The organism is Nocardioides alkalitolerans (assembly GCA_038184435.1).
Taxonomy (GTDB): Bacteria; Actinomycetota; Actinomycetes; order Propionibacteriales; family Nocardioidaceae; genus Nocardioides; species Nocardioides alkalitolerans_A.
In genome coordinates this window covers 976,894-1,002,734 of sequence record CP116227.1, presented here as the reverse complement: position 1 = coordinate 1,002,734, position 25,841 = coordinate 976,894, and the positions used below count along the sequence as shown (strand labels likewise).

Sequence of the window (25,841 nt, the reverse complement as noted above, 5' to 3'; positions counted from 1 at the left end):
CGCACGGGGGGCTGCCGCTCAGTGGCGGAGCGCCGCCAGCACGGGCCACGCGCCTTCTGCCGTCGTCGCCACCACCGTCACGACGACGTCGCCGTCGGGGTCGTGGCTGGTGCGGGCGGAGACACCCGCGTCGTACCCCTCCAGCACCACCGTGGCCGCGTCCTCGGTGAGCCAGAAGCCCCGCCCGTAGCGCATCTGCTCGTCCGGCACGTCCGCCGTCGGCTCGAGGAGGCGTCGGACGGTCGGCTCGCCGACGATGCGGTGGGCGCGGAGCGCGCGCCAGAAACGGGCGAGGTCGGCCGTGGTGGTCACGAGGCCGCCGTCACCGCTCCCCCGGACGGGCAGGTGGAGCACGTTGGTGCGGAGGCCGTCGGCGGCGAGGTAGCCGCGCGCGACGTCGCCCGGCAGCTCGTCGGTGCGCGGGTAGCCGCTGCGCGTCATGCCGGCGGGCTCGAGCACGCGCTGCCGCGCCAGCGCCGTGAACGCGACGCCGCTGACGCGCTGCGCCACGAGGGCGAGGAGCACGTAGCCGGAGTTGTTGTAGGCGAACGTGGCGCCCGGCGCCGACACCTGCGGCCGGCCGTCGAGCTCGGGGAGGAACGCCTCGGTGTCGTCCAGCTCGTGCACCGGGCGGGTCAGCACGTGGTCGGTGATCTCGCCGCCTGCCGCCTCGTCGATGTAGTCCCCGATCCCCGAGCGGTGGGCCAGCAGGTGGTCGACGGTGACGGCGTCGTCGACGAGCGGGAGGTCGTCGCCCAGCACGGGGCGCACCGGGTCGTCCCACCCGAGGAGCCCCTCCTCGACGAGGCTCGCCACGGCGAGGGCCGTGACGCCCTTCGCGACGCTCGCCACGCCGTACCGGTGCTCCGTCGTGGCCACCACCCCGTGCGCCCGGTCGGCCAAACCGTAGGCCCGGTCGAGGAGCACCTCGTCACCACGGTCGACCCGCACGGCGCCGGTGAACCCGGTGTCCAGCGCGGCATCGTGCAGGGCGGCGGTGTCGATGGCCATGGCCGCGACCGTACGGCGCGGGGTGCGCCCGGTCACCCGATTTACGAGACCGGCACGCTAGCCGTTCGACGCGCGTCAGCCGTAGTGGCAGACGTATCCCAGCGTCTCCAGCACCTCGATCGAGAACGACGCGTCGCCGGGCACCGCGAACGACTCGCCCGCGCCGTGCTCGACCCAGCCGTCGGCGCCGGGCAGCAGCACCCGGCAGCGGCCCGCGTTGAGCTCCATGACCTCGGGCTCCCCGGTGCCGAACTCGAACGAGCCCGGGAAGATGACCCCGGCGGACTTCCGCGTCCCGTCGGCCAGGTGGAAGGTGTGGCTCACGCAGCCACCGTCGAAGTAGACGTTGGCGCGCGGGTCGAGGGTCACGTTCGCGTAGGTCGCGTCGTCGCTGGTCACGGGCCGTGAGCCTAGAGGGGCCGCGCTCACCACATGAGGTCGCCCCAGAGCACCTCGCCGTGGACGTGGACGACGTGCGTCGCGGCGTCGTCCACCGGGCTCCAGAGGTCGATCCAGCCCGGGTGCGTCTTGGCGCGGATCCGTGGCACGACGGTGGTCGCCCGGCGGCGCTCGTCCGCGTCGTACCACCGCGGCTCGCAGCCCGGTCCCCCACCGCAGCCGCAGCCCTCGAACGCGAGGAGCGCCCCGCCGGCGACGAGGTCGCGCGCCTCGTCGGGCGTCAGCGCCGACCGCACCTCGGTGAGCCGGCGCCCGTCCGGCAGCCGCGGCGTCGACGGGTCCTCCGGCTCGGGCCGGGGCGGTTCGGCCAGCGTGCGCGCGACGATCTGCGCGAACGTCTCCCCGCGATCTCGTCCCATTTCGGCATCAGCCTGCACCGAACCGACCGCTTTGACCATCAACTTTGATGGTCAAAGCGGCGTGTTCCCCGGCTGACCGGGGAAAGTGTCACCCGCCCAGCTCCTCCTCCGCCGCCAGCAGCGCGCCCTCGACGAGCTCGGTGGGTGCGGGGTGGATCCAGTACTGCCCCCGCGCCAGCCCCCGCACCGGTACGTCGCTGCTGATGGCCTGGATGAGCGGCTGGATCAGCGTCGCCGCCATCGGCCCCACGACGTGCGCCCCGACGAGCAGCCCGGTGCGGCGGTCGACGAGCACCTTCGCGAAGCCGCCGGGGCCGGCCGGGTCGTCGTCGTCCGGATCGGTCTGCAGGGCCCAGCCGTAGGCCGTGTCCGCGACGTCCTTGCGCCCGACGGCCAGGTCGATCCCCTGCTCGCGGGCCGCCGCCTCGGTGAGCCCGACCGAGGCGACCTGCGGCTCGGTGAAGACGGCCTGCGGGACGTGGCGGTGGTCGCTGATCACCAGGTCGTCGGGGTGGAGCAGGTTGTGCTGCACGACCCGCGCGTCCTGGTTGGCCACGTGCTTGAGCGGCGGCGAGCTGCTCGCGTCACCCAGGGCCCAGACGCCGTCCGCGGCGCGCTGGTGCTCGTCCACGACCACGCGACCGTCGTCGTCCACGGGCACCCCGGCGCGGTCGAGGTCGAGGAGGTCGGCGTTGGTCTGCCGGCCGATGGCGACGAGCACGAGATCGGTCTCGAGGTGGGTGCCGTCGTCGAGCTCGAGACGGGCGGAGCCGTCGTCCAGGAGCTCTGCGCGCTCGAGCCGCGCCCCGGTGCGCACGTCCCAGCGGTCCCGGGCCGCGCGCGTCACCAGCTCGGCGACGTCGGCATCCTGCGCGGACAGCAGCAGGTCCTCGCTCTCGACCTGCACGACCTCCACCCCCAGCGCGGCGAAGACGTGGGCGAGCTCGCAGCCGACGTACCCGCCACCGAGCACCACCATCCGCCGCGGCAGCTCCTCCAGCCGCATGACGGTGTCGCTCGTGACGTGCGGGACGTCGTGGAGGCCCGGCAGGTCGGGCACCACCGGTCGGCTGCCGGTCGCGATGACGACCTGGTCGGCCGTGATCGCGGTGACGCCTCCACCGGCGTCCTCGACCTCGAGCGCGCCCGGACCCGTGAAACGTCCCGTCCCGGTGAGGACGTCGACGAAGTCGAGCCCCCGCCGGTACTCCTCACCGCTCTCCGCCACCGCATCGATGCGGGAGGTGATGCGGCCGCGCAGCCGCTCCCACGCCGCCTGGTCGGCGGCTCGAGCCGCGGTGCGTACGCCGAGGGCGGGGCCCCGCGCCGCGCCGGTCAGCAGATCGGCGGCGTGCACGTACATCTTCGACGGGATGCAGCCCCGGTTGACGCAGGTGCCCCCGAAGGGACCGCGCTCGACGATGGCCACGCGCAGGTGGGAGAAGCGGTCGTCGATCACCGTGTTGCCGGAACCGGCGCCGAGGACGACGACGTCGTAGTGGGCGCTCACTCGGGCAGGGGCTGCGCGGGCAGCGGACCGAGGCCGGCGAAGTCGTCGAGGAACGGCGTCACGTCACCGGCCGTGACGTAGGACCGCAGCTGCTCCTCGGTGCGGCGCGACGTGAGCGCTCGGGCGACGTCGTAGCCCGGCGCCCGCAGCACGACCGCGGGATCGCCGTCCGCCGACTGCCACGTCCAGTCCTCGTCCGTTGCCTCGAGGCGCACCGGGCCCCGTCCGTCCAGCGCCTTGGCGAACGTCCCGGCCATCTCCTCGCGCACCATCGCCAGCCCGCCCGAGGCGCGACCACCGGGCGCGCCGAGCGCGCCGCGGAGGTCCTGCTCGTGGATGACGACGTCACCGAGCGGCCCGGGGTCCGCGGTCGCCACGTGCTCCTCGATCCGCGGGGCGAGGTCGCTCCACTCCTCCAGCAGCTCGGGCACCGTGCGGTCGCGCCGCGCCTCCACGTGCCGCTGCGTCCAGGCCTCGCCGTGCTCCTCGTCGACGGCGTCACCGAGGGTGTCGCTGCCGACGCCGATCATGTGCGCCACCAGGTCCCGCGCCCGCCAGTCGGGCGTGGCCGGCACCGCGCGCTCCAGCGCTCCGGGGTCCCGCAGCTGGGTCGTGGCGACGAGCCCGCTCACCCGCTCGTAGGCCTCGCGCCACTCCCGTGCCGCGTCCGCGTCTCCCGCCATGTCACACCGTCCCGCCTGGTCGTGGGCCGTCTGCTCGACCCCTGCCGCCATTGGAGCAGGGATGGCGAAATGCTCACCGGCGCGGACCCGTCGGCGCGGGTCGATGAACATCAACACCAACTTTCGGGTGTAGCCCCGTGACCCGGGGGTAGAGAAGCGCGATTCGCCGGCACGGCTCCGTGCCGGATCCTGCAGGACGGCCGGAAGGAACGCTGCGTGGACGACTTCATCGCGGAGCGGCGACGACAGATCGCCTTCGACATGCTCCAACACGCCAACCTGGTCTTCCAGTGCGTGCTCGTCGCGACCATCATCGCGATCGCACTGGCGGTCCTCATCAACCGCTTCCGGGCCCTGGAACCCGTCGCCAACGCCGTCTCGGCCGTCGGCCTCACGCTGCCGTCGTTCGCCCTGGTCGGCCTGCTCCTGCCCCTGTCGGGCCTCGGCACCACGACGGCCTTCCTCTGCGTCGTGTTCTACGCCGTGCTCCCGGTCCTGCGGAACGCCGTGGTCGGGCTCGCGGGTGTCGACCAGACCCTGCTGGAGTCGGCCCGCGGCATGGGCATGGGCCCGGTCGGCGTGCTGCTCACGGTGCAGATCCCGCTCGCCTGGCCGGTGATCCTGGCCGGCGTGCGCACCTCGATGCAGATGTCGATGGGCATCGCCGCGATCGCGGCCTACGTGCTCGGGCCCGGCCTCGGCTCCTACATCTGGACCGGTCTCGTGCAGACCGGCGGCGCCAACGCCCTCAACTACGCCGTCGTCGGCACGGTCGGCATCGTCATCGTCGCCCTCGTGGCCGACCTCCTGCTCCTCGCGCTCGGGCGCCTCACCATCTCGAAGGGAGTCCGCGTCGCATGACGACCCAGGACACGACCGCCAGCCCCCAGCCCCGCGACGAGGGCGACGACCGCGCCGGGCGTCGCATCAGCGGCGTCGAGATCGAGCTGACCGACGTCGTCAAGAAGTACCCCGGCCAGAAGGCGCCCGCCGTCCAGAGCCTGTCGCTGACCGTGCCGGCCGGGGAGGTCGTCATGTTCATCGGCCCCTCGGGCTGCGGCAAGACGACGTCGCTGAAGATGATCAACCGCCTCATCGAGCCGACCTCCGGCACGATCACGATCGGCGGCGAGGACATCCGCGGCCGCGACGCCGACGAGCTGCGCCGCACGATCGGCTACGTCATCCAGGGCGGCAGCCTCTTCCCCCACATGACCGTCGCGGACAACATCGCCGTCGTCCCGAAGCTGCTCAAGTGGTCCAAGCAGAAGATCGCCGACCGCACGGAGGAGCTGCTCGACCTCGTCGGGCTCGACCCGGCCAAGTACCGCGACCGCTACCCCCGCGAGCTCTCCGGCGGCCAGCAGCAGCGCGTCGGCGTGGCCCGCGGCCTGGCCGCCGACCCGCCGGTCGTGCTCATGGACGAGCCGTTCGGCGCCGTCGACCCCATCACGCGGCAGCGACTCCAGGACGAGATGCTGAGCATCCAGCGCGAGCTCGGCAAGACCATCGTGTGCGTCACCCACGACATCGACGAGGCCATCAAGCTCGGCGACCGCATCCTGATCTTCTCCGAGGGCGCGCACATCGAGCAGTACGACACCCCCGAGAACGTGCTCGCCGCCCCCGCCAACGACTTCGTGGCCGACTTCGTCGGCGCGGGCTCGACCCTCAAGCAGCTCAGCCTGTCCCGCGTCAACGAGCTGCGGCTGGGCGAGTGGACGACCGCCCGGCAGGGCGACGACGCCGCCGACGCCGTACGACGCGCCGAGGCCGCCCGCCAGGACTGCGTCGTCGTGCTGGACGAGCGCGGACGCCCGGTCGCGTGGCCCTGGCTGCGCACCCTGCGGCGCCAGCAGCGCATCGACGTGCCGCGTCGCGACGAGCTCGTCACGCTCGACCGCCGCGCGACGCTCAACGACGCGCTCGACACGATGCTCAGCTCCTCCCACGCCGCCGCGATCGTGACGGGCGACCGTGACGAGTACCTCGGCGTCGTCGACTTCGAGTCGGTGACGCAGCACATCCGCGCCCAGGAGGCCGCCGCCACGGAGGCGGCCGAGGCCGCTGGGGCCGCTGGGGCCCAGGAGCCGCGGCCGTGAGCGCGGAGACGCTGGAACCGACGGCGGGGCCGCCCGAGGAGCAGCGGCGCGGGCCCGACGAGGGAACGGACGCCGCCGATCGCCGCGCGCGCGGCTGGCTCGCGCGCAAGAGCGTCAGCCGGGAGACGGTGACGATGCTCGTCGTCCCGCCCGTGCTCGTCGCGCTGGCCTTCATCGGCTTCCTCGTCTGGCGCCAGACCGCCGAGCTCGACTCGGTCGAGGCCAACCAGCTGAAGTGGAGCACGCTGTCGCGGCTGCTCGTCGACCACCTGCAGCTGACGGTCGTCGCGGCGGTCATCGTCGTCGTGGTGTCGCTCCCCCTCGGCATCGCGCTCACGCGTGGCCGGGTCAAGCGTGCCGCGCCGCTCGTCGTCGGCATCGCCAACGCGGGTCAGGCGGCGCCGTCGGTGGGCCTCATCGTGCTGCTCTTCCTGTGGCTCGGCGGTGGCTTCTGGACGGCGATCATCGGCCTGAGCCTCTACGGGATCCTCCCGGTGCTCCGCAACACGATCACGGGCATCCAGGCCGTCGACCCCACGCTGGTCGAGGCCGCGCGGGGTGTCGGCATGACCTCGACGGAGACGCTCCGCAAGATCGAGCTGCCCCTCGCCGTACCGGTGATCATGGCCGGGATCCGCACGTCCCTCGTGCTCATCGCGGGCACCGCGTCGCTGGCCTGCTTCATCGACGCCGGCGGCCTGGGCGAGGTGCTCCAGACCGGGATCTCGCTGTTCCGCTTCTCCCTGATGATCACCGGTGCGCTGCTGATCGCGCTGCTCGCCCTGCTCATCGAGTGGATCGGGCGGCTGCTCGAGCTCGCCTACCGACCGAAGGGGGTCTGACGTGACCCGCACGCACCACCGCACCCAGCACCGCACCCAGCAACGCACCCGGCACCGCACCGTCCGCCGGCTCGCCGCCGGCACCGCCGCCCTCGTCGCGACCGGGGCCCTGCTCTCCGGCTGCGCACTCGGCACGGCGGGCGGCTACGTGCCCACCGGGAAGCTCACCGGCGACCTGACCGACTTCGACGGCGCGCTCGACGGTGCCGAGATCACCGTCGGGTCGAAGAACTTCAACGAGAACGTGATCCTCGGGAAGATGGCGATCATCCTCCTGCGGTCCGCCGGGGCGGAGGTCACGGACCTCACCAACATCCCCGGCAGCGCGGCCGCCCGCCAGGCCCAGACCGACGGCCAGATCGACGCGATGTGGGAGTACACCGGCACCGGCTGGATCACCTACCTCGGCGAGGCGGAACCGATCCCGGACGAGCAGGAGCAGTACGAGGCGGTGCGGGACGCCGACCTCGAGCAGAACCAGCTCGTGTGGCTGCCGCCGGCTCCCATGAACAACACCTACGCGTTCGCCATGAACCCCGAGGTCACCGAGCGGCTGGGCATCGAGTCGATGTCGCAGATCGCCGACCTGCCGGTCGAGGAGCGCACGTTCTGCGTGGAGTCGGAGTTCACCAACCGCCCCGACGGCCTGCCGGGGATGCTGGAGACCTACGGCATCCCGCTCGACCAGCCCGACGGGACGCCCGAGTCCAACCTGCGCACGTACCAGACGGGCGCGATCTACGACGCGACCGCGCGCGGGGAGTGCAACTTCGGCGAGGTCTTCACCACCGACGGTCGGATCCTGGCGCTCGACCTCACCGTCCTCGAGGACGACCAGGAGTACTTCCCCAAGTACAACGTCTCCCTCGTGCTGCGCGAGGAGACCGCCGAGGAGCACCCCGAGATCGAGGAGCTGATGGCGCCCGTGACGGAGGAGCTGACCGACGAGGTGCTGTTGGAGCTCAACGCGCGGGTCGACGTCGACGGCGAGGAGCCGGCCGAGGTCGCCTACCAGTGGCTCGAGGAGCAGGGGTTCGTGGAGGGCGAGTGACCCCGGCGTCCACCGACGCGGCGGGGGTACGGCGCATGTCCGCCCCCGCCGCGGGTACCAGCACCGCTCCCCCGAGGAAGGCCCCTCCGCTGTGCAACCCCGCCTGATCCCCGTCCGCGAACCCAAGCGCCCGACCGCCGCCGTGCTGGTGCTGCACGGCGGCGGTTCGCGTCCGGGCAGCCCCATGGTCAGCCCCACCCAGCTGTCGGTGCTGCGCATGAAGCCCGTCGCGCGCCGCGTCGCCCGTCGGGTGCCGGACGCCGCGACGTACCGGCTCCTCAACTCCCACCGCGGCTGGGACCCGAGCCGTACGCCGGTGGAGGACGTCCGGTGGGCGCTCGGGGAGCTGCGGGAGCGGTGGGGCGACCTGCCGGTCGCGCTGGTCGGTCACTCGCTCGGCGGTCGGGCCGCCCTGCTCGCCGGGTCCGCACCCGCGGTGCGCTGCGTGGTGGCCCTCAACCCGTGGGTGCTCGCCGAGGACCGCACCGACCTGCGGGGGCGGCAGGTGCTCGTGGTGCACGGCGACGAGGACCGGATCGCGCCGATCGCCCGGGCGCGCGCCCTGGCCGACCGGATCGCGCGCACGACCGACGTGGCGTTCGAGGTGGTGGAGGGCGGCAAGCACGCGATGCTGCGGCACGGCGGGCGGTTCGAGCGCCGTGCGGCGGAGTTCGTGGCGGAGTGCCTCCGGAGCTGACGAGGCTCCGACCACTGCAGGGGAGATGAGACGGCCGAAAGCGACGCCGCTCCATCTCCCCCGCAGTCGGGGACCTCCACGAGCTCGCTGCGTGAGGAGCGCCAGGACCTTGCGACCCGGGCGGAGACCTCAACAAACATAGCGGCCCCGTGTGCAGGTTCTCAACAGGACTCGCCCGTGGAGGTGAGGCTGTCAGCCGACGGGCGTGGCCTCGTGGGTCGGGTAGGTGACGTAGCCCCGGTCGCCGCCGGCGTAGTAGGTCGCCGTGTCGTCCGCCGCCAGCGGCAGGTCGTGGCGCAGCCGCTCGACGAGGTCGGGGTTGGCGATGTAGGCCCGCCCGAAGCTGATGAGGTCCGCCCCCAGCCCCAGCCAGCGGTCGGCCGCCGCGCGCTCGGCGCGCTGCGGGCTCGTCGGCGACACCGGGTTGACCACGAGTGTGCCCGGCCAGGCGCGGCGCAGACCGAGGAGCACGTCCTCCGCGGCGGTCGCCTCGAGGTGGAGGTAGGCGAGGCCCAGCGGTGCGAGCGCGGCCAACAGTGCGCCGTACAGCTCCTCGACCTCGGTCTCCCGCACGTTCCAGATGCCCGCGTCGGGCGAGATGCGGATGCCGACACGGTCGGCCCCGATCGCGTCGACCGTCGCCTCGACGGCCTCCACGGCGAAGCGGATGCGGTTGGTGACGGAGCCGCCGTAGGCGTCGGTGCGCACGTTGGCGTTGGAGGACAGGAACTGGGCGATGAGGTAACCGTTCGCGCCGTGGAGCTCGACCCCGTCGAAGCCCGCGTCGACGGCGCGCGCGGCGGCCTCGGCGTACGAGCGCGCCTGCTCGGGCACCTCCGCGGTGGTGAGCGCGCGGGGCTCGGGAGCCGGGGCCGGGCCGGTCGGGGTGAACACGTCGGCGCCGAGCGCGACGGCGGAGGGCCCGACGGGCTGGAGGCCGGTGGTGGCGTGGTGGGAGACGCGACCGCCGTGCATGATCTGCGCGAAGATGCGGCCGCCGGCGGTGTGCACCGCCTCCGTGACGGGGCGCCACGACGCGACCTGCTCGTCGGTGTGCAGACCCGGCGTGCCGGGGTTGGACTGGCCCACGACGTTGGGCTGCACGCCCTCGCTCACGATGAGGCCGGCGCTGGCGCGCTGGGCGTAGTAGGTCGCCATCGAGGGCGTCGCGAGCCCGCCGGCGGCGGCACGGACGCGGGTCATGGGCGCCATCACGACGCGGTTGGGCAGGGTGAGGCGGCCGAGCTGGTGGGTGTCGAACAAGGAGGTCATGCGACTACGCTAGAACCTGACACTGACGTCAGAGGCAAGGGTCGTGACGGGAGAGGCGGGTCACACGTGAGGATCGGGGAGCTGGCGGCGCGAGCGGACGTGAGCGTGCGCTCGCTGCGCTACTACGAGGAGCAGGGGCTGCTCACCAGCAGCCGGAGCGCGAGCGGGCAGCGGCACTACACCGAGGAGGACGTCGAGCGCGTGCGCTTCCTCCAGCGCATGTACGCCGCGGGCCTCTCCAGCCGCGCCATCGCCGAGGTCCTCCCCTGCATGGAGACCCCGACGACGCAGACCGCCGCGACGGCCTTCGAGCGCCTCGTGGCGGAGCGCGACCGGATCGACGGGCACATCGCCGAGCTGGTCGCGACGCGCGACGCGCTCGAGCGGCTGATCGAGCACAACCGCACCCATCGCGCGGCGCTCGAGGCGGCGGCCCCCAGCAGCACCTGAGCCCGGCTCATGCGGTCGCGCCGGGTGCGCGGAGGCGCCGAGCCGGGACCTGGGCCAGCATCCCCACGGCGGCCGCCGCGGCGACGAGCAGCGTGGCCCCCAGCACCGGGGCCCCGGAGGCGAAGCCCGCGAACGCGACGCCCCCGAGGGCGAGCACGGCACTGATGACCAGGTGGTCGTTGAGCTGGAGGGCGGACGAGGTCGCCCCGGCCTCGCCGTCCGTAGCACACGCGAGGGCGAGCACCGACAGGGTCGAGTACGCCATCCCGATCCCCAGTCCCGCCACCGCCCACCCGACGACGGGCACCGCGAGGGGGACGGCCGACGTCCCGGCGAGCACCGCTCCCCCGGCACCCAGCGCGACGAGCGCGGCGCCGAGGCGCACCCGCTGCTCCTCGTCGGCCAGGCGTCGCCACCGCGAGGCCAGGACCGCACCGAGGCACCACGTGACGGCGCCGGTCGTCAGCACGGCACCGGCCGCGACGAGCGACAGCCCACGGCCGAGCGTGAGCAGCAGCGGCAGGTAGACCTCGGCCAGGTGGAAGGTCACCCCCACCACGGCCCGGGTGCCGAGCACGGCGGGCAACCCCCGCCCGCCGGTCCACGCGCCGCGCGGCAGCAGCCGCGCCCCGGTCGCCACGCTGAGCGCCAGCCCCGCCAGCACGAGCAGCGGCCAACCCACGACGCCGCGCTGCCCGCCGACACTCGCCGCGACCACGCCGAGCGCAGCCCCCAGGGCCAGCAGCACGCGTCGCGGCTCCGGGCCCGGGGCCTCCTCGCGGCGCGGCCGGGCGAGGTCCGCCTGGCGCACGAGCGCGAGCGCGCCCACCGCCAGGACCGGCACCGCCAGGAACACCCATCGCCAGCCCACCGTGTCGGCCACCAGGGCGGCGATCCCGGGCCCGACCACGGCCGGCAGCACCCAGGCCGCGGTCAGCACGGCGAACACCCGCGGACGCAACGCAGCGGGGTAGGCCTCGGCGACCACGACGTAGAGCGCGACGCCGATGACGCCGCCGCCCGCACCGTGGACGAGGCGACCGAGCAGGAAGACGGGCATCGACCACGCGACGCCGGCCAGGACCACTCCGGTCGCGAAGACCACGAGCCCGCCGTGCAGCACCGGCGACGGGCCGTGCCGGTCGGCCAGCGGACCAGCCACGACCAGGGCGACGACCGCAGCCGCGAGCGGGGCCGCGAAGGCCACCGGGTAGAGCGCCAGGCCGTCCAGCTCGCGTGCCACCGCCGGCATCACCGTGGCGACCGCGAGCGCCTCGAAGGCGAAGAGGAAGGACAGCCCGAAGGCGCCGGCGGTCACGGCGCCGTACGGGCGCGCCCAGGGCGAGCCGGGCGGACGGGACGAGACGGGGTCGGGACGGGCATCGGCGAGGGTCACGGGAACGGATCCTCGGACCTCAACTAAGGTTCAGGTCAAATGTCCACGCCGCCCCTGACCCCCGGCGAGGTGGCAGCCCGCTCGGGCGTCGCCGTCTCCGCCCTGCACTTCTACGAGCGCAACGGCCTCATCACGAGTGAACGCACCTCCGGGGGCCAGCGCCGCTACTCCCGCGACGTGCTGCGGCGGCTCGCCTTCATCCGGGTGTCGCAACGGGTGGGCATCCCCCTGGCGGACATCGCCCGCGCGTTGGCGACACTGCCCGAGGGCCGCACCCCCACGCGGCGCGACTGGACCCGGCTGTCCCGCACCTGGCGCGGCGAGCTGGAGGCCCGCATCGCGCAGCTGGAGGCACTGCGCGACACGCTCGACGAGTGCATCGGCTGCGGCTGCCTGTCGCTGCGGTCGTGCTCCCTCGCCAACCCCGCCGACGCGCTCGCCGAGCGCGGACCCGGCGCCGTGCGGCTGGAGCGCTGACGCCGGGACCGCGGGCCGCCAAGGTCAGGCGGCCGGTACGTCGCGACCGGTGGCCGCGAGGACGACCTGCGCGAGGTCGGCGGGCCGGCTCCACATCGGCCAGTGCCCCGTCGGGAGGTCGACCAGGTCGACGTCCTCGAGCCGGGCCACCTCGGCGAACATCGGCCGGGCACCCTGAGCGCCGTACGGCGGGACGCGACGTCGCGCGTCAGCGCGAGCGGAAGGTGACGCCCGGCCCCTGGTACGCCGCGAGCGCGGTGCGCACCTCCTCGGACATGGGCCACGCGGCACCGGCCTCGTGGTCCCACAGCACGAGCGAGTGCTCCGCCACGAGCGCCGGCGGGTGGTCGGCAGCGACGCGCATCTCGACGCCGAGGCCGAACGACGAGCGCCCGAGCCGGTGCACCCACAGGCGCACGAGGAACGGCTGGAAGGCGACGAAGCGCATCTCGGCGTGGTACTCGATGCGCTGCGCCCCCATGAGCTCGGTGACGTGCTCCGGGACGCGCCCGAGCAAGCCGGGACGCTCCGCCTCGGGCAGCACCTCCGGGGCGAAGTGGAGGAACAGGAGCCGCGCCTCGTCGATGATGCGCAGCGCCTCGACGTTGTCGACGTGGCCGGCCAGGTTGATGTCGCGCAGGCGCGCCTGGATCTGGCAGTCGAAGACGGTGCCGGGCACGTCGGTGCTGTCGTCGGTCACGTCGCGGACCGCCGTCAGCGGGCCCGGGAGCTGAACGACGCCGCGCTGTGCGAGCCCGAGCCGCCGGAGGCCGCACCCGACCGCTGGCCGCCCGACCGCTGGCCCCCGGAGCGCTGACCGCCACCGGAGCGGGCACCGCCGGAGCGCTGACCGCCGCCGGAGCGGGCGCCGCCCGAGCGCTGGCCACCGGTGGCGGAGCGCTGGCCCCCCGCGGCGGAGCCACCGGCCGCGGAGCCACCCGCACCGGAGCCGCTGCCGCCGCGACGGCGGCTGCGCTTGCGGCCACCGCCGCCGTTGCCCGCGCCGGGCTCGTCGGACGAACGGGTCGAGGTGCGCGCTGGGGCGGGCGCGGCCACGACCGGCTCGAAGGCGCCCGGCAGGCTGCGCTCGCCGGGGGCGAGCTCGACGAGCACGGGGTGGTCGGTGCCGGTGACGCGCGTCGTCGTCGGGTTGATGCCCGCGGCGCGCGTGAGGTCGCGGACGTCGCGCTTCTGCTCGGTGGTCATCAGCGTCACGACCGTGCCGGCGTTGCCGGCCCGGGCGGTGCGGCCCGAGCGGTGCAGGTAGGCCTTGTGCTCGGTCGGCGGGTCGGCGTGCACGACGAGGGCCACGTCGTCGACGTGGATGCCGCGCGCGGCGATGTCGGTCGCGACGAGCGCGGTCGCGCGACCGTCGTGGAAGGCCTCCATGTTGCGCGTGCGGGCGTTCTGCCCGAGGTTGCCGTGGAGCTCGACGGCGGGCACACCGCTGCGGTTGAGCTGGCGGGCGAGGGCCTTCGCGCCGTGCTTCGTGCGGGTGAAGACGACCGTGCGACCCGGAGCGCTGGTGAGGTCGACGAGCACCGGCAGGCGGTGGTCGCGCTCGATGTGCAGCACGTGGTGGGTCATGGCGGCGACGGGCGACTGCGCCGAGTCGGCCTCGTGGGTGACCGGCTTCGTCAGGAACTGCTTGACCAGCGCGTCGATCGCCTTGTCGAGCGTGGCGGAGAACAGCAGGCGCTGGCTCTGCCGCGGGGTCTGCCCCAGCAGGCGGCGCACGGCGGGCAGGAAGCCCAGGTCGGCCATGTGGTCGGCCTCGTCCAGCACCGTCACCTCGACGGAGCCGAGCGAGCAGTGGCCCTGGCCGATGAGGTCCTCGAGCCGGCCGGGGCAGGCGACGACGATGTCGACGCCGCGACGCAGCGCGGTGACCTGGGGGTTCTGGCCGACGCCGCCGAAGACGGTGCGCGTCGAGAGACCGGCGGCCTCGGCGAGCGGGGCGAGGGACGCCTCGATCTGGCCGACGAGCTCCCGGGTGGGCGCGAGGATCAGGGCCCGCGGCGCGCCGGGGCGGGCGCTCGGCCCACCGGACAGGCGGGCGACGAGCGGGAGGAGGAACGCGTAGGTCTTGCCGGAGCCGGTGCGGCCCCGGCCCAGGACGTCGCGACCGGCGAGCGAGTCGCCCAGGGTCGCCGCCTGGATGGGGGTGGGGGTGTCGATGCCGAGGCCGGAGAGGACGTCGGCGAGGCGCGCGGGGACGCCGAGATCGATGAAGGAAGACAAGAAGAGACCACTATCTGTGCAACGTGTCCCGCCGACAGCCGGGGCTCCGAGGTCTCGGGCCGGCCACGCACGGAGTCACCGACAGGTGCTCGACGTGCAGACAGCCCGCGGCGGGAGCCGGACGAGCTGGCAGGTTCGAGCGTAACCGCCGGACCCGCACGCCGCCGCTTCGACGCGGGTACGACGCGTGTGGGGCGTGCCACGCGCCGCACCCCCGTCGGTCCCGGCGCACGGTGGGAGGCGCATGGTGGGAGGCGCATGGTGGGATCGTCGCGCCGCGGTGGACCGCCACCGGGCGTTCGCACCGTCGGGAGGCGTCATGTGGGGCTGGTTGCTGGCCGCGGTCGTCAGCGAGGTCGTCGCGACGACGTCGCTGCGCGCCTCGGAGGGGTTCACCCGGCTGGGGTGGTCCGCGCTCGTGGTGGTCGGCTACTGCTCGGCGTTCTACGCCCTGTCGCAGGCGCTGGTGCGGGGGATGCCGCTCGGGCAGGCGTACGCCGTCTGGTGCGCCCTGGGCATCGCCGCGATCGCCGTCCTGGGCATCGTGCTGTTCGGGGAGTCCCTCTCCCCCGTGCAGGTGGGCGGTCTGGTGTTCGTCGTGCTCGGGGTCGTGATGATCGAGCTCGGGGCCACCCACTCCTGACCGCCCGCGGGCTGAGACGCCTCCGCGCTCGCGTCATTGGTCGATAATCTCGATCTGTCTAGTGGACTAACCGAGGAGGCCCCGTGACCCTGACCGCCCACCGCCCCGCATCCGCGCCGGCCGACGTCGCCATCCACCAGCTCGGTGGTCGCCTGGGCGCCCGGATCGACGGCGTCCGGCTCGACGCCGACCTGTCCGCCCGGCAGGTCGCGACGATCCGCGCGGCGCTCCTCGCCCACAAGGTCGTCTTCTTCCGTGACCAGCGCGGGCTCGACGACGCGGCGCACGCGGCGTTCGCCGCGCGCCTCGGCCCCCTGACCACGGCCCACCCGACGGTCAACACGGGCAGCGCCCGCGTGCTGCGCGTGACGGCGAACCGCGGCATGGCCGCCAACAGCTGGCACACCGACGTCACGTTCGTCGACCGCGTGCCCGCCATCAGCGTGCTGCGCGCGGTGACCCTCCCGCCGTACGGCGGCACCACCGTCTGGGCGAACACCGCGGCGGCCTACGCGTCCCTGCCCGCCCCGCTCCGGGCGCTCACCGACCGGCTGTGGGCGGTGCACACGAACTCCTACGACTACGCGCAGCTGGACGAGGAGCACGACCAGCCCGACGCCAACTACAGCCGCGACGACTTCACCTCGACGATCTTCGAGACCCGGCACCCCGTCGTGCGGGTGCACCCAGAGACCGGTGAGCGGTCGCTGGTGCTCGGCAACTTCGTGAAGAAGCTCGAGGGCCTCACCTCGGCGGAGTCCCACCAGCTCTTCCACCTCCTCCAGGACCGGATCACGCGGCTCGAGAACACGCTGCGCTGGTCGTGGCAGCCCGGGGACGTCGCCGTCTGGGACAACCGGGCGACGCAGCACTACGCCGTCGCCGACTTCGACGAGCACCCCCGCGAGATGCGGCGGATCACGGTCGCCGGCGACGTACCGGTCTCCGTCGACGGCGAGCGCTCGCAGGTGCTGCAGGGCGATGCCCGGGCCTACGCGCGGCTGGACGAGCTGATCTCCTGACGGCGCGGAACCCGCGCCGTAGCCTCCCGCCATGGTCGCGTTCAGCAACAGCCGCAGCATCCACGTCGCCGCACCGCCCGAGGTGGTCGGCGCCCTCGTCGATGACCTGCGCGCCTGGCAGCGCTGGTCCCCCTGGGAGGGCGTCGACCCGCAGCTCGAGCGCACCTACACCGGCCCGGAGCGCGGCGTCGGCTCGCGCTACGCGTGGCGGGGCAACAAGAAGGCCGGGACCGGGTCGATGGAGGTCACGACGTCGACGCCGGAGGAGGTCACGCTGGCGCTCGCGTTCGTGGCGCCCATCAAGGCCGAGAACACCGTCACGCTGGGGTTCGTCCCGGAGGCCGACGGCACGACGGTGACGTGGACGATGAGCGGCGAGCGCAACCGGCTCATGGCCGCAGCCGGCGCCCTGTTCTTCGACAAGGCCCTCGGCAAGGACGTCGACCGGGGCCTCGCCTCGTTGAAGCGCGAGGCGGAGGCGGACGCCGCCTGAGCCAGCGCCGGGTGATCAGTCCACGGTGACGCGCAGGGTGCGCATCTTGGCGTAGAGGGTCGTGCGCGAGATCCCCAGCGCACGCGCCGCCTGCACCTTGTTGCCGCCGGCCTCGCGCAGCGCCACGACGACCGCGTCACGCTCGGCCCGCTCCATGGGCGACAGCGCACGACTCGCTCCGGGCACCCGATGGCTCTCCGGCAGGTCGTCCACGGTGATCGCCCCGCGGCGACGCCGACGCACCGCGTGCTCGAGCACCGCCCGCAGCTCCCGCAGGTTGCCGGGCCAGTCGTGGGCCGACAGCACCCGCAGCACGCCAGGCCCCAGGTGCACGGACTCCCCCGGATCACCGCCGGCGCCCGCTCCCAGGTCGTCGATCATCGCTGCGGCGAGCTCCGGCAGCTCGGCCGTGCGGGCTGCCAAGGGGGCGAGCTCGCGGCGGTCGATGCAGGTCGCGGCGAGCGCGGCCACCGGGCCCTGGAGGGTCTCAGCCGGACCACTGGTGAGCACGAGCTGCGGGGGGTGGCCGGCGGTGGCGTGCGCTGCGACGAGCGCGAGCAGGTCAGCCGGGAGGAGGTCCACGCCCTCGACGCACACGACCCCCTGCCGGGCACGCACGAGCGCGTCGAGCCGGCGTGCCCACTCCGCGGGTCCGTCGAGCAGGGCGGACGTGGCCGTGAGCACCGTGATCGGTGTCGATCGTGCCGCCGAGCGGGCCTGCGTCGTGCGACCGCTACCGGGGGGACCGGAGACCAGGACCGGCGCCACGCTCGGTGACACGTCGAGCCGGGCGCCGCTTGCGACGGACCCGCTGCTCCCGTCGGGGCGGCACCCGCCGCGTACCCGCTCGATCTGGAGCACGACACCGTCGCGCACCGACTCCACGGGGAGCCCCCGCACCTCGACGCGCTCCCCCGACTCCAGCGTCAGTGGGAGGCGCGGACCGCCGGTGGACGGCAGGTCCGCCGCCAGGATGCGGAGCAGGGCGATGTCGGTGGCGCTCAGCAGGTCGGTCGCGGCCTGGTTGCAGATCAGGGTGTCGCCGTGCAGAGCCACGACCGGGCGACGCCGGTGGGCCGCGGCCTGGAACGCCCCGAGGAGTCGGCGCTCGGAGACCCGGCTGCCGTCGAGCAGCCGCTGCTCGATCTCGGCCACGACGCCGGCGACCAGCGGGGGCACGAGCGGGTTGACCGTCGTCATCAGTGCGGAGACGTCGAGGACGCCCTCGATGCGGCGGGTCACGGGGTGCACGATCGGGTGGCCGTAGCAGCTGACCGCCCGCAGCGGCTCCGCGAAGTGCTCGTCCGCGTTGACCATCACGCTCCCCCGCGTCTCGAGCACGGTCCCCGGCGCGTTGGTGCCGATACGCTCCTCGAGCAGGCTCGCGCCGGCGTCGACACCGAGCCCGTCGAAGGCGGCGATCGCGCGGTCGTCGCTGCTCCACCGCCGCGCGACGCGGCCGTCGCGGTCGACGAGGAGCGTCGTGAACCCCGTGCCCGTCAACCGCTCGTTGAGGTTGTCGAGCACCGGCGCCGCCGCCACCACCAGGGCGCTGGCGGTGTCGACCGCTCCGTAGCGGAGCCCGTCGAACGCGGTCGCCGGCGTGAGGCCGGCGAGCTCGGCCCGCCGCCACGAGTCCGCGATCGTCCGCCGCATGGACGGGTCGTCCTGCCGCGCGGCGAGTCCGCTCGGTCGCATCGAGGTCCCTCCGTTCCCCTGTGAGGAGGGCCACAGCGTACGCGGCGGGACCGGGCGTCTCCCTGTCCAGTTTCTGCACAGCCTTGACGCCGCGGCATGATCGAAGGTGACCTGGAACACGTCCGCCCGACACGACCTCGAGGAGCCACCACACGTGAGCGAGTCCTACGCCCGCGGCGAGACCACCCCAGCCCTGCTGGAGGAGACCATTGGCGCGGCACTGGCGCGCACCGTCGCCGCCCACGGCGACCGCGAGGCCCTCGTCGAGGTCGCCAGCGGACGGCGGTGGACCTGGCGCGAGCTGGACGCGGAGGTCGACCGCACCGCGCGGGCGCTGCTCGCGATCGGGATCGCCGCCGGCGACCGGGTCGGCATCTGGTCGCCGAACTGCGCGGAGTGGACCATTGTGCAGCTCGCCACCGCGCGGGTCGGGGCCGTGCTCGTGACGATCAACCCGGCGTACCGGAGCCACGAGTTCGCCTACGCCGTCAACCAGTCCGGGCTGCGGCTGCTGTTCGCGGCCTCGCGCTTCAAGACGAGCGACTACGCCGCGATCGTGGCGTCGACAGCGGGTGAGTGCCCGGGGCTCGAGCGCACGGTCTTCCTCGACACGGGCGACCTCGAGGAGCTCCGCGGCGAGGGAGACGCCCGTGCGGACGAGCTCGCCGGGGCCGTCGCCGAGCGGGCCGCGACGCTGCGGCCCGAGGACCCGATCAACATCCAGTACACCTCCGGGACCACGGGACGCCCCAAGGGAGCCACGCTCAGCCACCGCAACATCCTCAACAACGGCTTCTTCACGACCGAGCTGATCAACCTCACCGAGCAGGACCGGCTCTGCATCCCGGTGCCCTTCTACCACTGCTTCGGCATGGTGATGGCCAACCTCGGCTGCGTCACCCACGGCGCCGCGATGGTGATCCCGGGCCCGGCCTTCGACCCCGTGACGACGCTGGAGGCGGTCGCGAGCGAGCGCTGCACGGCCCTGTACGGCGTGCCCACCATGTTCATCGCGATGCAGAACCACCCCGACTTCTCGTCGCACGACCTCAGCAGCCTGCGCACCGGCGTCATGGCCGGTTCGGTGTGCCCGATCGAGGTGATGAAGCGCTGCGTCGAGGAGATGCACATGGCGGAGGTGGCGATCGCATACGGGATGACCGAGACGTCGCCCGTCTCCTGCCAGACGCGGGTCGAGGACGACCTCGAGCGACGGACCGCCACGATCGGTCGCGTCCACCCCCACGTGGAGGTCAAGATCGTGGACCCCGTCACCGGCGCGACGCTTCCCCGCGGCGAGGCCGGTGAGTTCTGCACCCGCGGCTACTCCGTGATGCTCGGCTACCACGACGACCCGGAGAAGACCGCCGAGGCGATCGACGCCGACGGCTGGATGCACACGGGCGACCTCGCCGTCATGCGGGAGGACGGCTACTGCGTCGTCGTCGGTCGGATCAAGGACATGGTCATCCGGGGCGGCGAGAACATCTATCCGCGCGAGGTCGAGGACTTCCTCTACACGCACCCCGACATCGAGGACGTGCAGGTGGTGGGCGTCCCCGACGCGACGTACGGCGAGGAGCTGTGCGCCTGGATCCGGGTGCGTCCCGGGCGACCGCCCCTCGACGCGGCTGCGGTGCGGGCCTTCTGCGAGGGCCGGCTCGCGCACTTCAAGGTGCCGCGCTACGTGCTCGTCGTCGACGAGTTCCCCATGACGGTGACCGGCAAGGTGCGCAAGGTCGAGATGCGGGAGCGGTCGGCGGCGGAGCTCGGGCTGGCCTGACCCAGGTCGCCGGGGCCTAGGATGGGGCGCGTGACCACCGCGCGCAGCCCCCGGCAGGACACCGTCCTGCCCGCGCTGCTCGCGCTCCTGCTGCCGGTCGTGCTGCTCGCCGGCCTGGTGGCCGGGTCGGGTTCCGGCGACTCCGGGTCAGCGCTCGTCGCCCCGCTCGCGGCGGCCCTGCTCACCGCGACCCTCTCCCTGCTCGCGCACGCCCGCGCCGCGGCCGTGCCGCGGGCGCGCGCTTCCGTGGTCGGCCCCACGGCGGCCGGACCCCCCGCCCCGTCGCTCCGCGGTGACGCCACCGACACCCCGCACCACCCGCTCCAACCGCGTGCACCGGAAGCGGTCTGACGCGCGCACCCGCGCGCTCCGACCGCCCGTCCGTCACGCCCCCAGGAGCTCTCCGTGTCCGTGCTCGACCCCATCACCCATGCCCTCGCGGCCGTCGTCGCCACCGCCCACTCCGCCGCCACCGACGTCGGCGCCGCACCCGACGGGATCGGCGCCTGGCTGGTCGCCCTCGTCTCCGTCGTCGTCACCGTGCGGCTCCTGCTGCTGCCCCTCGTGGTGCGCGGCGTCAGGCAGGCCCACGCCGGCGCCCGCGCCCGGCCCCACCTCGCCGAGGTGCAGAAGAAGTTCCGGGAGGCCCAGGAGAAGGCGCGATCGACGGGCGGGGCCGGAGCGCGCCCCGACCCCGCGGCGATGCGCGAGCTGATGGAGGAACGTCGTCGCATCTCCACCGAGCACGGCGTCTCGCGGCTCGGTTGCCTGCCGATGCTGCTGCAGATGCCGATCTGGATCGGCCTCTACCACCTCATCGGCGGCGCCGCCCGCGGCCGGGCGATCGGCGCGCTCGACGCCGGCCTCGTCGCCTCGCTCGGTGCCGCAACGCTCGCCGGCGTACCGCTCGCCGACCACGGCTACCTCGGCGCCGGCGCCGGCCACCTCGCCGTCGTCGCCCTGCTCGCCGGCGCGGCCGCCCTTCTCTCGTTCGTCACGCAGCACTTCCTCGTGCTGCCGAACATGGTGTTGACCGACGCGCCCGAGGCGGTCGTCAGCGCCCAGCGGATGATGCCGCTGCTGTCCGCCGGCGGCATGCTCGTCGCGGCCGCCGTCGTACCCGTCGCCCTCCTCGTCTACTGGGTCGTCAACGCCGCCTGGACGTGCGCCCAGTCGGCCGTCGTGTGGCGCTGGTTCCCGACGCCGGGGTCGCCGGCGGCGCTACGGCACGGGGCGCGCGACGCGTCCGTGCCGGGCGTGGCCTGACGGCGGAGGGGCGCGGCGGGCGCGGTGAAAGCCGGGCGGCGTGAGCAGCGCGGGGCAGAAGCCCGGGCGGCGCGAGCCGGGCGGCGCGAGCCGGGCGGCGGGAGCCGGGCGGCGGGAGCCGGGCGGCGGGAGCCGGGCGGCGGGAGCCGGGCGGCGGGAGCCGGGCGGCGGGAGCCGGGCGGCGGGAGCCGGGCGGCGGGAGATGTGCCGCGGGAGATGTGCCGCGGGAGGCCCGCCGGTGGGATGACCCGCTCCACTGCACCGGAGCGCGGCGCGGACGCGATGCCGGACTCAGCGAAGCTGCACCCGTCCTGCGCGAGACCGATGCCCGCGCGTGCATGCTGCGCCGCCCGGCCACGGGGCGTGGACGGGCGGCGGTGTGCGTGTTGGTCAGGTGCCGTGTGGTTCGTGCCCGGGCTCTGATGGTGGCCAGGGGCGGGTGCCGTCGCGGTCGACGAGGTAGCGCAGTCCCATCGGGCTGGTCCAGATGACGGCGCTCGGTGGCTCTCCGTCGTCGGGGTTGGTTGGGCGGTAGGTCCATCTGTTGCCGGTCGTCATCTCGCGGTGGGTCTTCATGCGGTGGTGGCGTCGGCACAGCGGGAACAGGTTCCGGGTCGATGTCTGGCCGGGTGGGCCGTTTTGTTCGTAGGGCTTGCAGTGGTCGAGGTCGGCGGTGCGCGAGCTGCGGGTGCAGTAGGGGAAGACGCAGCGTGGCCATCGGATGCGGACGTGCTCGGCGATGCGGTCGGGCGGGCTGTAGCCGTTCACGGCGTCGTCCGTGTTGAGGTTGATGATCGGCTTGACGGTCACGGTCGTGTCCGGGCTCGCGCACCAGGCCTGGACCTGCTCGACCGTCACTGCGCCACGAGGCGCGCCCGGGGTGTCGAGCCGCGCGAGGTCAATGCCCGTCCTGCCGGTGCAGGCGTCGATGCCCGGCCCGAACCCGTCCAGGCCGCCGGTGATCGCGGCCTGGTCGAGGTGGACGAACAGCACGACCTCGCGCCGGGCCCGCTGCACCGGTCGTGGCTCGGTGCCGGCTGGCCCGTCACCAGCGTCGTACTCCAGCGTGGTCACGCCGTCGCAGCGCCGCGCGATCTCGCCCAGGGCCATGGAGCGGCGGACGTCGAGGTCTGAGTCGCAGCCCAGGTCGCCCAGCTGACGGGCGACGTGGGCGACGGTCCGTTCGAGGTCGAGCGCGTCGGCCAGGTCGAGGGAGCCATGGACGTTGACAGTGCCGCGCAGGGTCCCGGTGAGCGGGTCGGCGTGGGCGACGTCGCCCATCTCGATCGCGAGATACCGGTCGCCGTCAGCCGCATGGCGTTCGGCTTCGGTGGTCTCGGGGTCGAACCGAGCCGCGGCCTCGGCCACCAGCCGGTCCACCTCGGGACCGGTGGCCTTGCCCGCGACGTACGCGACGTGCCGGTCGACGAACCCGGCTGCCTCGAACGTGAGCGTGCGGGTGGCCTGCGCGATGCGCCGGCCCCGCCACACGTCGACCTCGCCCGCAGTGATGCGGGCGTGGACGCGCGGGAGGCGGTAGCGCAGCTCGACCGCGTCGCCGACGAGCCGGCGCGCAGCGTCGAACGAGCAACCACGGGCGGCGGCGACCTCCCCGATGCAGAACTCCGCCACCACCGGCGCACCCGGCCCACCCAGCTCGAGGAACTGATCTCCGGCCAACGCCTCGGCGTACTCGGCCTCGTGCCACCCACCCAGCACCGTGATCGGATCCCCGACCACCGCATCCGAGGTGTGCGCCGCAGCCCAGTCACCCACCGCGACGAACGCAGCCGCCTCCGCCGCACGAGCCGCTCGCGTTCGCTCGCGGACCGCGTCGATCAACGCGGTCGCTGTGGTGTGGGTCCCCCGATCCATGCCGCCCACTCTAGTCGAACAGACGTGCGATCACCACCTCCCGATGGTGATCTGTGGATGACCCGAACCTCGCGTCGAGCTTGGAGAAACGATCCGACCAAACTCGACCCGCCTGCCGCGCCGTACAACCCAACTCGACGCCCCAACCGCGGCGTACAACCCACCTCGACGCCCCCACCGCGCCATACAAGCCAACTCGACGCCCCCACCGGGCCCTACGACCCAACTCGACGCCCCCACCGCGCCCTACGACCCAACTCGACGCCCCCGCCGCGCCATACAACCCAACTCGACGCCCCCGCCGCGCCATACAACCCAACTCGACGCCCCCACCGCGCCATACAACCCAACTCGACGCCCCTGCCGCGCCATACAACCCAACTCGACGCCTACCCCAGCGGGCCACCACGACCGAACGCAGCAGCGGCGAAGCGCTCGCCGATGAGGCGGTGGGTGGCGGCGTCGGGGTGCAGGCCGTCGGGCAGGGGCAGCCGCTCGGCGTCGCCCTCGCCGTACAGGGTCGTGCCGTCGAGGTACGCCACGTGCGGGTCGGTGCCGGCGCGCTGCGCGACCACCGCCGCCAGCTGCTCGCGCACCACCCGCAGCGTGAGCCGGCCCCGCGCCACCTCGGCCGGGTCGCCCGTCGCGACGAACCGCACGCGGCCCTCCGCCGCCGCCTCCATGTCCGGCGCCGACGGACCGGGCGTGTCCTCGTGGATCCCGCAGAAGATCGACGACACGACGAGCAGCGGCGTCGTCGGGTGCCCCTCACGGATCGTGTCGAGGAACCCGTGCACCGCCGGCGCGAGCGCCCGCAGCCGCATCAGGTCGGCGTTCACGAGGTTGATCCCGAGCTTCACGCTGATCACGTCGGCCGGGAGGTCGCGCATGACGCGCGCGGTCGACGGATCGAGGAGCGCGCTGCCGCCGAACCCGAGGTTGATCAGGTCGACGTCGGCGAGCGCCGCGGCCACCGCCGGCCACGTGCCGGTCGGCGTGGCCGCGTTGGACCCGTGGCTGATCGAGCTGCCGTGGTGCAACCAGCGACGGCGCCCGTCCGCGGGCGCCGCCTCGACGGGAGCGTCGGCCCGCAGCGCCACCAGCTCCGTCTGCTCGTCGTGCGGCAGCCAGATCTCTACGTCCCGCACGCCGTCGGTCCCGCCCGGGAGTCCCGCGAACCGCACCACACCGGCACCGCCGTCGCTCCGCGTCATCGAGCCCGCACCCAGGTCGATGGTGAGCACGTCGCCCCCGCCGACCGAGCCGGTCGCGACCACCGCGCCCCCGACGGCGACCTCGTAGACGCCGTCGGGCCGCGGCGGCACCCCCACGTAGACCCGCTTCGTCGCCCGCGTCTCGAGCTCGAGCACCGTGGCCGCCGTGCGCAGCGCGACCCGCACGCCCGACGGCTGCGCCTCGGCCATCAGGAGCTGCGGGTCGGGCAGCTGGGCTCGCGCCCAGGCAGGCAGGCGGTGCGGCAGCAGACCGCCCCGCGGGGTGTGCTCCACCTCGACGGCGCCGCGCAGGTGCGCAGGCGTCAGGGGTACGTCGTGCAGGCCGTTCATGCGTGGTCCTCCGGGCGTTCCCAGGTCGCGAGGAGGGAGTCGAGCGCCGCCACCGCGCGGTGCCACGACTGCTCGGCGGGCGGATCGCTGTGGTCGAACGACCCGCCCAGCTCGAGGCTGACGAACCCGTGGAGCAGCGCACCGACGAGCCGTACGGCGTGGTTCGCGTCCTCCTCGGGCACCGCGTACCCGCGGAGCAGCGCCCGCGTGGTCGCGGCGTACCGCGGCCCGGCGCTGCTCGCGGCCTCCGCGGGCTCGAGCGGCATCCGCATCGCGGCGTACCGGCCCGGGTGGGCGCGCGCGTAGGTGCGGAACGCAGCGGCGTACGCCGTCAGCGCCTCCCGACCGGCGCGCCCGGCGACGGCCTCCGCGGTGGCGTCGTTCAGCTCGGCGAGCGCGAGGTGCGCGATCCGCACCTGCAGGTCCCGCACCCCGCCGACGTGCGCGTAGACGCTCGCCTGCTGCACGCCGAGCCGCTTGGCGACGGCCGTGACGGTCAGCGCCGCGAAGCCGACCTCGTCGGCGAGCTCGGCACCGGCCGCGGCGACGCGGTCGGCGGTCAGTCCGACACGAGGCACGAGACACCCCTCCCCGTCCGGCACGGTGCCGGACGGGGAGGAGCATGCAACTTCCTATGCCTCATAGGCAAATCCCTAGAACTACTCAGGGACCGAGGACCTCCGCGGCCTTCACCTCGCCGTGCGCGTCCTGGATCGCGTCGGCCAGGCGTGCCTGGTCGTCGGCGGGCACGCCGATGCCGGCCTCGTCGAAGCCCTTGCCCAGCTCCTCGGCCACCGTGCCCTCGGTCGCCCCGTCCTGCCAGGAGCTCACGCGGTCCACGACCGCCTGGATGGTCTCGATCTGCTCGTCCGTGTAGTCGCTCATGCCGCGACGGTACCCACGGCCTGTTCGGGCACCGGGCGGCTTGTGCGCCCGTGGGTACCGT

28 protein-coding genes are annotated in these 25,841 nt (G+C 73.9%); 13 read left to right on the top strand and 15 right to left on the bottom strand.

Annotated features, from left to right (window positions below; genetic code table 11):
- Positions 1-18 precede the first annotated feature (18 nt).
- From PIR53_04885 to PIR53_04865, 5 genes are all read right to left on the bottom strand, one after another.
- Entirely contained in the window at positions 19-1,011 is a 993-nt protein-coding gene (locus PIR53_04885) for a serine hydrolase (GenBank protein WZH53332.1), read from the bottom strand.
- A gap of 75 nt (positions 1,012-1,086) precedes the next feature.
- Positions 1,087-1,410, bottom strand: a complete 324-nt coding sequence (locus PIR53_04880) for a pyrimidine/purine nucleoside phosphorylase (protein WZH53331.1) — start codon at positions 1,408-1,410, stop codon at positions 1,087-1,089.
- Between the two features lie 26 nt (positions 1,411-1,436).
- Positions 1,437-1,829, bottom strand: coding sequence for a hypothetical protein (locus PIR53_04875; protein ID WZH53330.1), 393 nt, complete (start codon positions 1,827-1,829; stop codon positions 1,437-1,439).
- An 88-nt stretch (positions 1,830-1,917) separates the two neighbouring features.
- Positions 1,918-3,339 (bottom strand): mycothione reductase, encoded by a 1,422-nt coding sequence (locus PIR53_04870; GenBank protein WZH53329.1) that lies wholly within the window; start codon positions 3,337-3,339, stop codon positions 1,918-1,920.
- Entirely contained in the window at positions 3,336-4,022 is a 687-nt protein-coding gene (locus tag PIR53_04865; protein ID WZH53328.1) for a maleylpyruvate isomerase family mycothiol-dependent enzyme, read from the bottom strand. The genes PIR53_04870 and PIR53_04865 overlap by 4 nt, the downstream gene beginning before the upstream one ends.
- Positions 4,023-4,238: 216 nt before the next feature.
- Between PIR53_04865 and PIR53_04860 the strand changes: the two genes are divergently transcribed.
- The 5 genes from PIR53_04860 to PIR53_04840 all read left to right on the top strand — a co-directional run bounded on the left by PIR53_04860 (position 4,239) and on the right by PIR53_04840 (position 8,714).
- Positions 4,239-4,883, top strand: a complete 645-nt coding sequence (locus PIR53_04860; GenBank protein WZH53327.1) for an ABC transporter permease subunit — start codon at positions 4,239-4,241, stop codon at positions 4,881-4,883.
- Complete coding sequence (locus tag PIR53_04855) at positions 4,880-6,124, top strand: ABC transporter ATP-binding protein (protein ID WZH53326.1); 1,245 nt, start codon at positions 4,880-4,882, stop codon at positions 6,122-6,124. The genes PIR53_04860 and PIR53_04855 overlap by 4 nt, the downstream gene beginning before the upstream one ends.
- Positions 6,121-6,966 carry an ABC transporter permease gene (locus tag PIR53_04850; protein ID WZH53325.1) on the top strand — a complete coding sequence of 282 codons (846 nt, stop codon included), beginning with the start codon at positions 6,121-6,123 and terminating at the stop codon, positions 6,964-6,966. The genes PIR53_04855 and PIR53_04850 overlap by 4 nt, the downstream gene beginning before the upstream one ends.
- Position 6,967: 1 nt before the next feature.
- Complete coding sequence (locus PIR53_04845) at positions 6,968-8,017, top strand: glycine betaine ABC transporter substrate-binding protein (protein WZH53324.1); 1,050 nt, start codon at positions 6,968-6,970, stop codon at positions 8,015-8,017.
- 91 nt (positions 8,018-8,108) lie between these two features.
- Positions 8,109-8,714, top strand: a complete 606-nt coding sequence (locus PIR53_04840; GenBank protein WZH53323.1) for an alpha/beta fold hydrolase — start codon at positions 8,109-8,111, stop codon at positions 8,712-8,714.
- 192 nt (positions 8,715-8,906) lie between these two features.
- Here the strand turns inward: PIR53_04840 and PIR53_04835 are convergent, their stop codons facing one another.
- Positions 8,907-9,986: an alkene reductase gene (locus PIR53_04835; protein ID WZH53322.1), complete on the bottom strand. Its 1,080-nt coding sequence runs from the start codon at positions 9,984-9,986 to the stop codon at positions 8,907-8,909.
- A gap of 66 nt (positions 9,987-10,052) precedes the next feature.
- Between PIR53_04835 and PIR53_04830 the strand changes: the two genes are divergently transcribed.
- Positions 10,053-10,436, top strand: a complete 384-nt coding sequence (locus PIR53_04830; protein ID WZH53321.1) for a MerR family transcriptional regulator — start codon at positions 10,053-10,055, stop codon at positions 10,434-10,436.
- Positions 10,437-10,443: 7 nt separating this feature from the next.
- On the opposite strand, the gene PIR53_04825 is transcribed toward PIR53_04830, so the two are convergent.
- A complete protein-coding gene (locus tag PIR53_04825; protein ID WZH53320.1) occupies positions 10,444-11,832 on the bottom strand; it encodes an MFS transporter in 1,389 nt (462 codons plus the stop codon).
- Positions 11,833-11,871: 39 nt separating this feature from the next.
- Here PIR53_04825 and soxR point away from each other — a divergent pair, with 39 nt between their 5' ends.
- The gene (gene soxR / locus PIR53_04820; GenBank protein ID WZH53319.1) at positions 11,872-12,309 is read left to right on the top strand and encodes a redox-sensitive transcriptional activator SoxR; all 438 of its coding nucleotides are present in this window, start codon (positions 11,872-11,874) and stop codon (positions 12,307-12,309) included.
- A 24-nt stretch (positions 12,310-12,333) separates the two neighbouring features.
- Here soxR and PIR53_04815 read toward each other — a convergent pair whose 3' ends face one another.
- Genes PIR53_04815 through PIR53_04805 form a run of 3 tightly spaced genes read right to left on the bottom strand, consistent with a single transcriptional unit; the run spans position 12,334 to position 14,550 of the window.
- Positions 12,334-12,471, bottom strand: coding sequence for a hypothetical protein (locus tag PIR53_04815; GenBank protein ID WZH53318.1), 138 nt, complete (start codon positions 12,469-12,471; stop codon positions 12,334-12,336).
- Between the two features lie 46 nt (positions 12,472-12,517).
- Positions 12,518-13,009, bottom strand: coding sequence for a hypothetical protein (locus PIR53_04810; protein WZH53317.1), 492 nt, complete (start codon positions 13,007-13,009; stop codon positions 12,518-12,520).
- A 14-nt stretch (positions 13,010-13,023) separates the two neighbouring features.
- The gene (locus PIR53_04805) at positions 13,024-14,550 is read right to left on the bottom strand and encodes a DEAD/DEAH box helicase (GenBank protein WZH53316.1); all 1,527 of its coding nucleotides are present in this window, start codon (positions 14,548-14,550) and stop codon (positions 13,024-13,026) included.
- A gap of 244 nt (positions 14,551-14,794) precedes the next feature.
- Here PIR53_04805 and PIR53_04800 point away from each other — a divergent pair, with 244 nt between their 5' ends.
- From PIR53_04800 to PIR53_04790, 3 genes are all read left to right on the top strand, one after another.
- Positions 14,795-15,193, top strand: coding sequence for a multidrug efflux SMR transporter (locus PIR53_04800; GenBank protein ID WZH53315.1), 399 nt, complete (start codon positions 14,795-14,797; stop codon positions 15,191-15,193).
- A gap of 83 nt (positions 15,194-15,276) precedes the next feature.
- Positions 15,277-16,215, top strand: a complete 939-nt coding sequence (locus tag PIR53_04795) for a TauD/TfdA family dioxygenase (GenBank protein WZH53314.1) — start codon at positions 15,277-15,279, stop codon at positions 16,213-16,215.
- A gap of 31 nt (positions 16,216-16,246) precedes the next feature.
- On the top strand, positions 16,247-16,708 hold the full coding sequence (locus PIR53_04790; protein WZH53313.1) for an SRPBCC family protein: 462 nt from the start codon (positions 16,247-16,249) through the stop codon (positions 16,706-16,708).
- Positions 16,709-16,723: 15 nt separating this feature from the next.
- Here PIR53_04790 and PIR53_04785 read toward each other — a convergent pair whose 3' ends face one another.
- Positions 16,724-18,406, bottom strand: a complete 1,683-nt coding sequence (locus PIR53_04785; protein ID WZH53312.1) for a helix-turn-helix domain-containing protein — start codon at positions 18,404-18,406, stop codon at positions 16,724-16,726.
- Between the two features lie 154 nt (positions 18,407-18,560).
- Between PIR53_04785 and PIR53_04780 the strand changes: the two genes are divergently transcribed.
- The 3 genes from PIR53_04780 to yidC are packed head-to-tail and all read left to right on the top strand — an operon-like array spanning position 18,561 to position 21,455.
- Positions 18,561-20,189: an AMP-binding protein gene (locus PIR53_04780; protein WZH53311.1), complete on the top strand. Its 1,629-nt coding sequence runs from the start codon at positions 18,561-18,563 to the stop codon at positions 20,187-20,189.
- A 30-nt stretch (positions 20,190-20,219) separates the two neighbouring features.
- Positions 20,220-20,540, top strand: coding sequence for a hypothetical protein (locus PIR53_04775; protein ID WZH53310.1), 321 nt, complete (start codon positions 20,220-20,222; stop codon positions 20,538-20,540).
- Between the two features lie 54 nt (positions 20,541-20,594).
- On the top strand, positions 20,595-21,455 hold the full coding sequence (gene yidC / locus PIR53_04770; protein ID WZH53309.1) for a membrane protein insertase YidC: 861 nt from the start codon (positions 20,595-20,597) through the stop codon (positions 21,453-21,455).
- Between the two features lie 390 nt (positions 21,456-21,845).
- On the opposite strand, the gene PIR53_04765 is transcribed toward yidC, so the two are convergent.
- The 4 genes from PIR53_04765 to PIR53_04750 all read right to left on the bottom strand — a co-directional run bounded on the left by PIR53_04765 (position 21,846) and on the right by PIR53_04750 (position 25,780).
- Entirely contained in the window at positions 21,846-23,330 is a 1,485-nt protein-coding gene (locus PIR53_04765) for a DUF222 domain-containing protein (GenBank protein ID WZH53308.1), read from the bottom strand.
- A 389-nt stretch (positions 23,331-23,719) separates the two neighbouring features.
- Positions 23,720-24,895 carry an SGNH/GDSL hydrolase family protein gene (locus tag PIR53_04760; GenBank protein WZH53307.1) on the bottom strand — a complete coding sequence of 392 codons (1,176 nt, stop codon included), beginning with the start codon at positions 24,893-24,895 and terminating at the stop codon, positions 23,720-23,722.
- Entirely contained in the window at positions 24,892-25,473 is a 582-nt protein-coding gene (locus PIR53_04755) for a WHG domain-containing protein (GenBank protein WZH53306.1), read from the bottom strand. Before PIR53_04755 ends, PIR53_04760 begins: the two co-directional genes overlap by 4 nt.
- 85 nt (positions 25,474-25,558) lie before the next feature.
- On the bottom strand, positions 25,559-25,780 hold the full coding sequence (locus tag PIR53_04750) for a hypothetical protein (protein ID WZH53305.1): 222 nt from the start codon (positions 25,778-25,780) through the stop codon (positions 25,559-25,561).
- Positions 25,781-25,841: the final 61 nt, after the last annotated feature.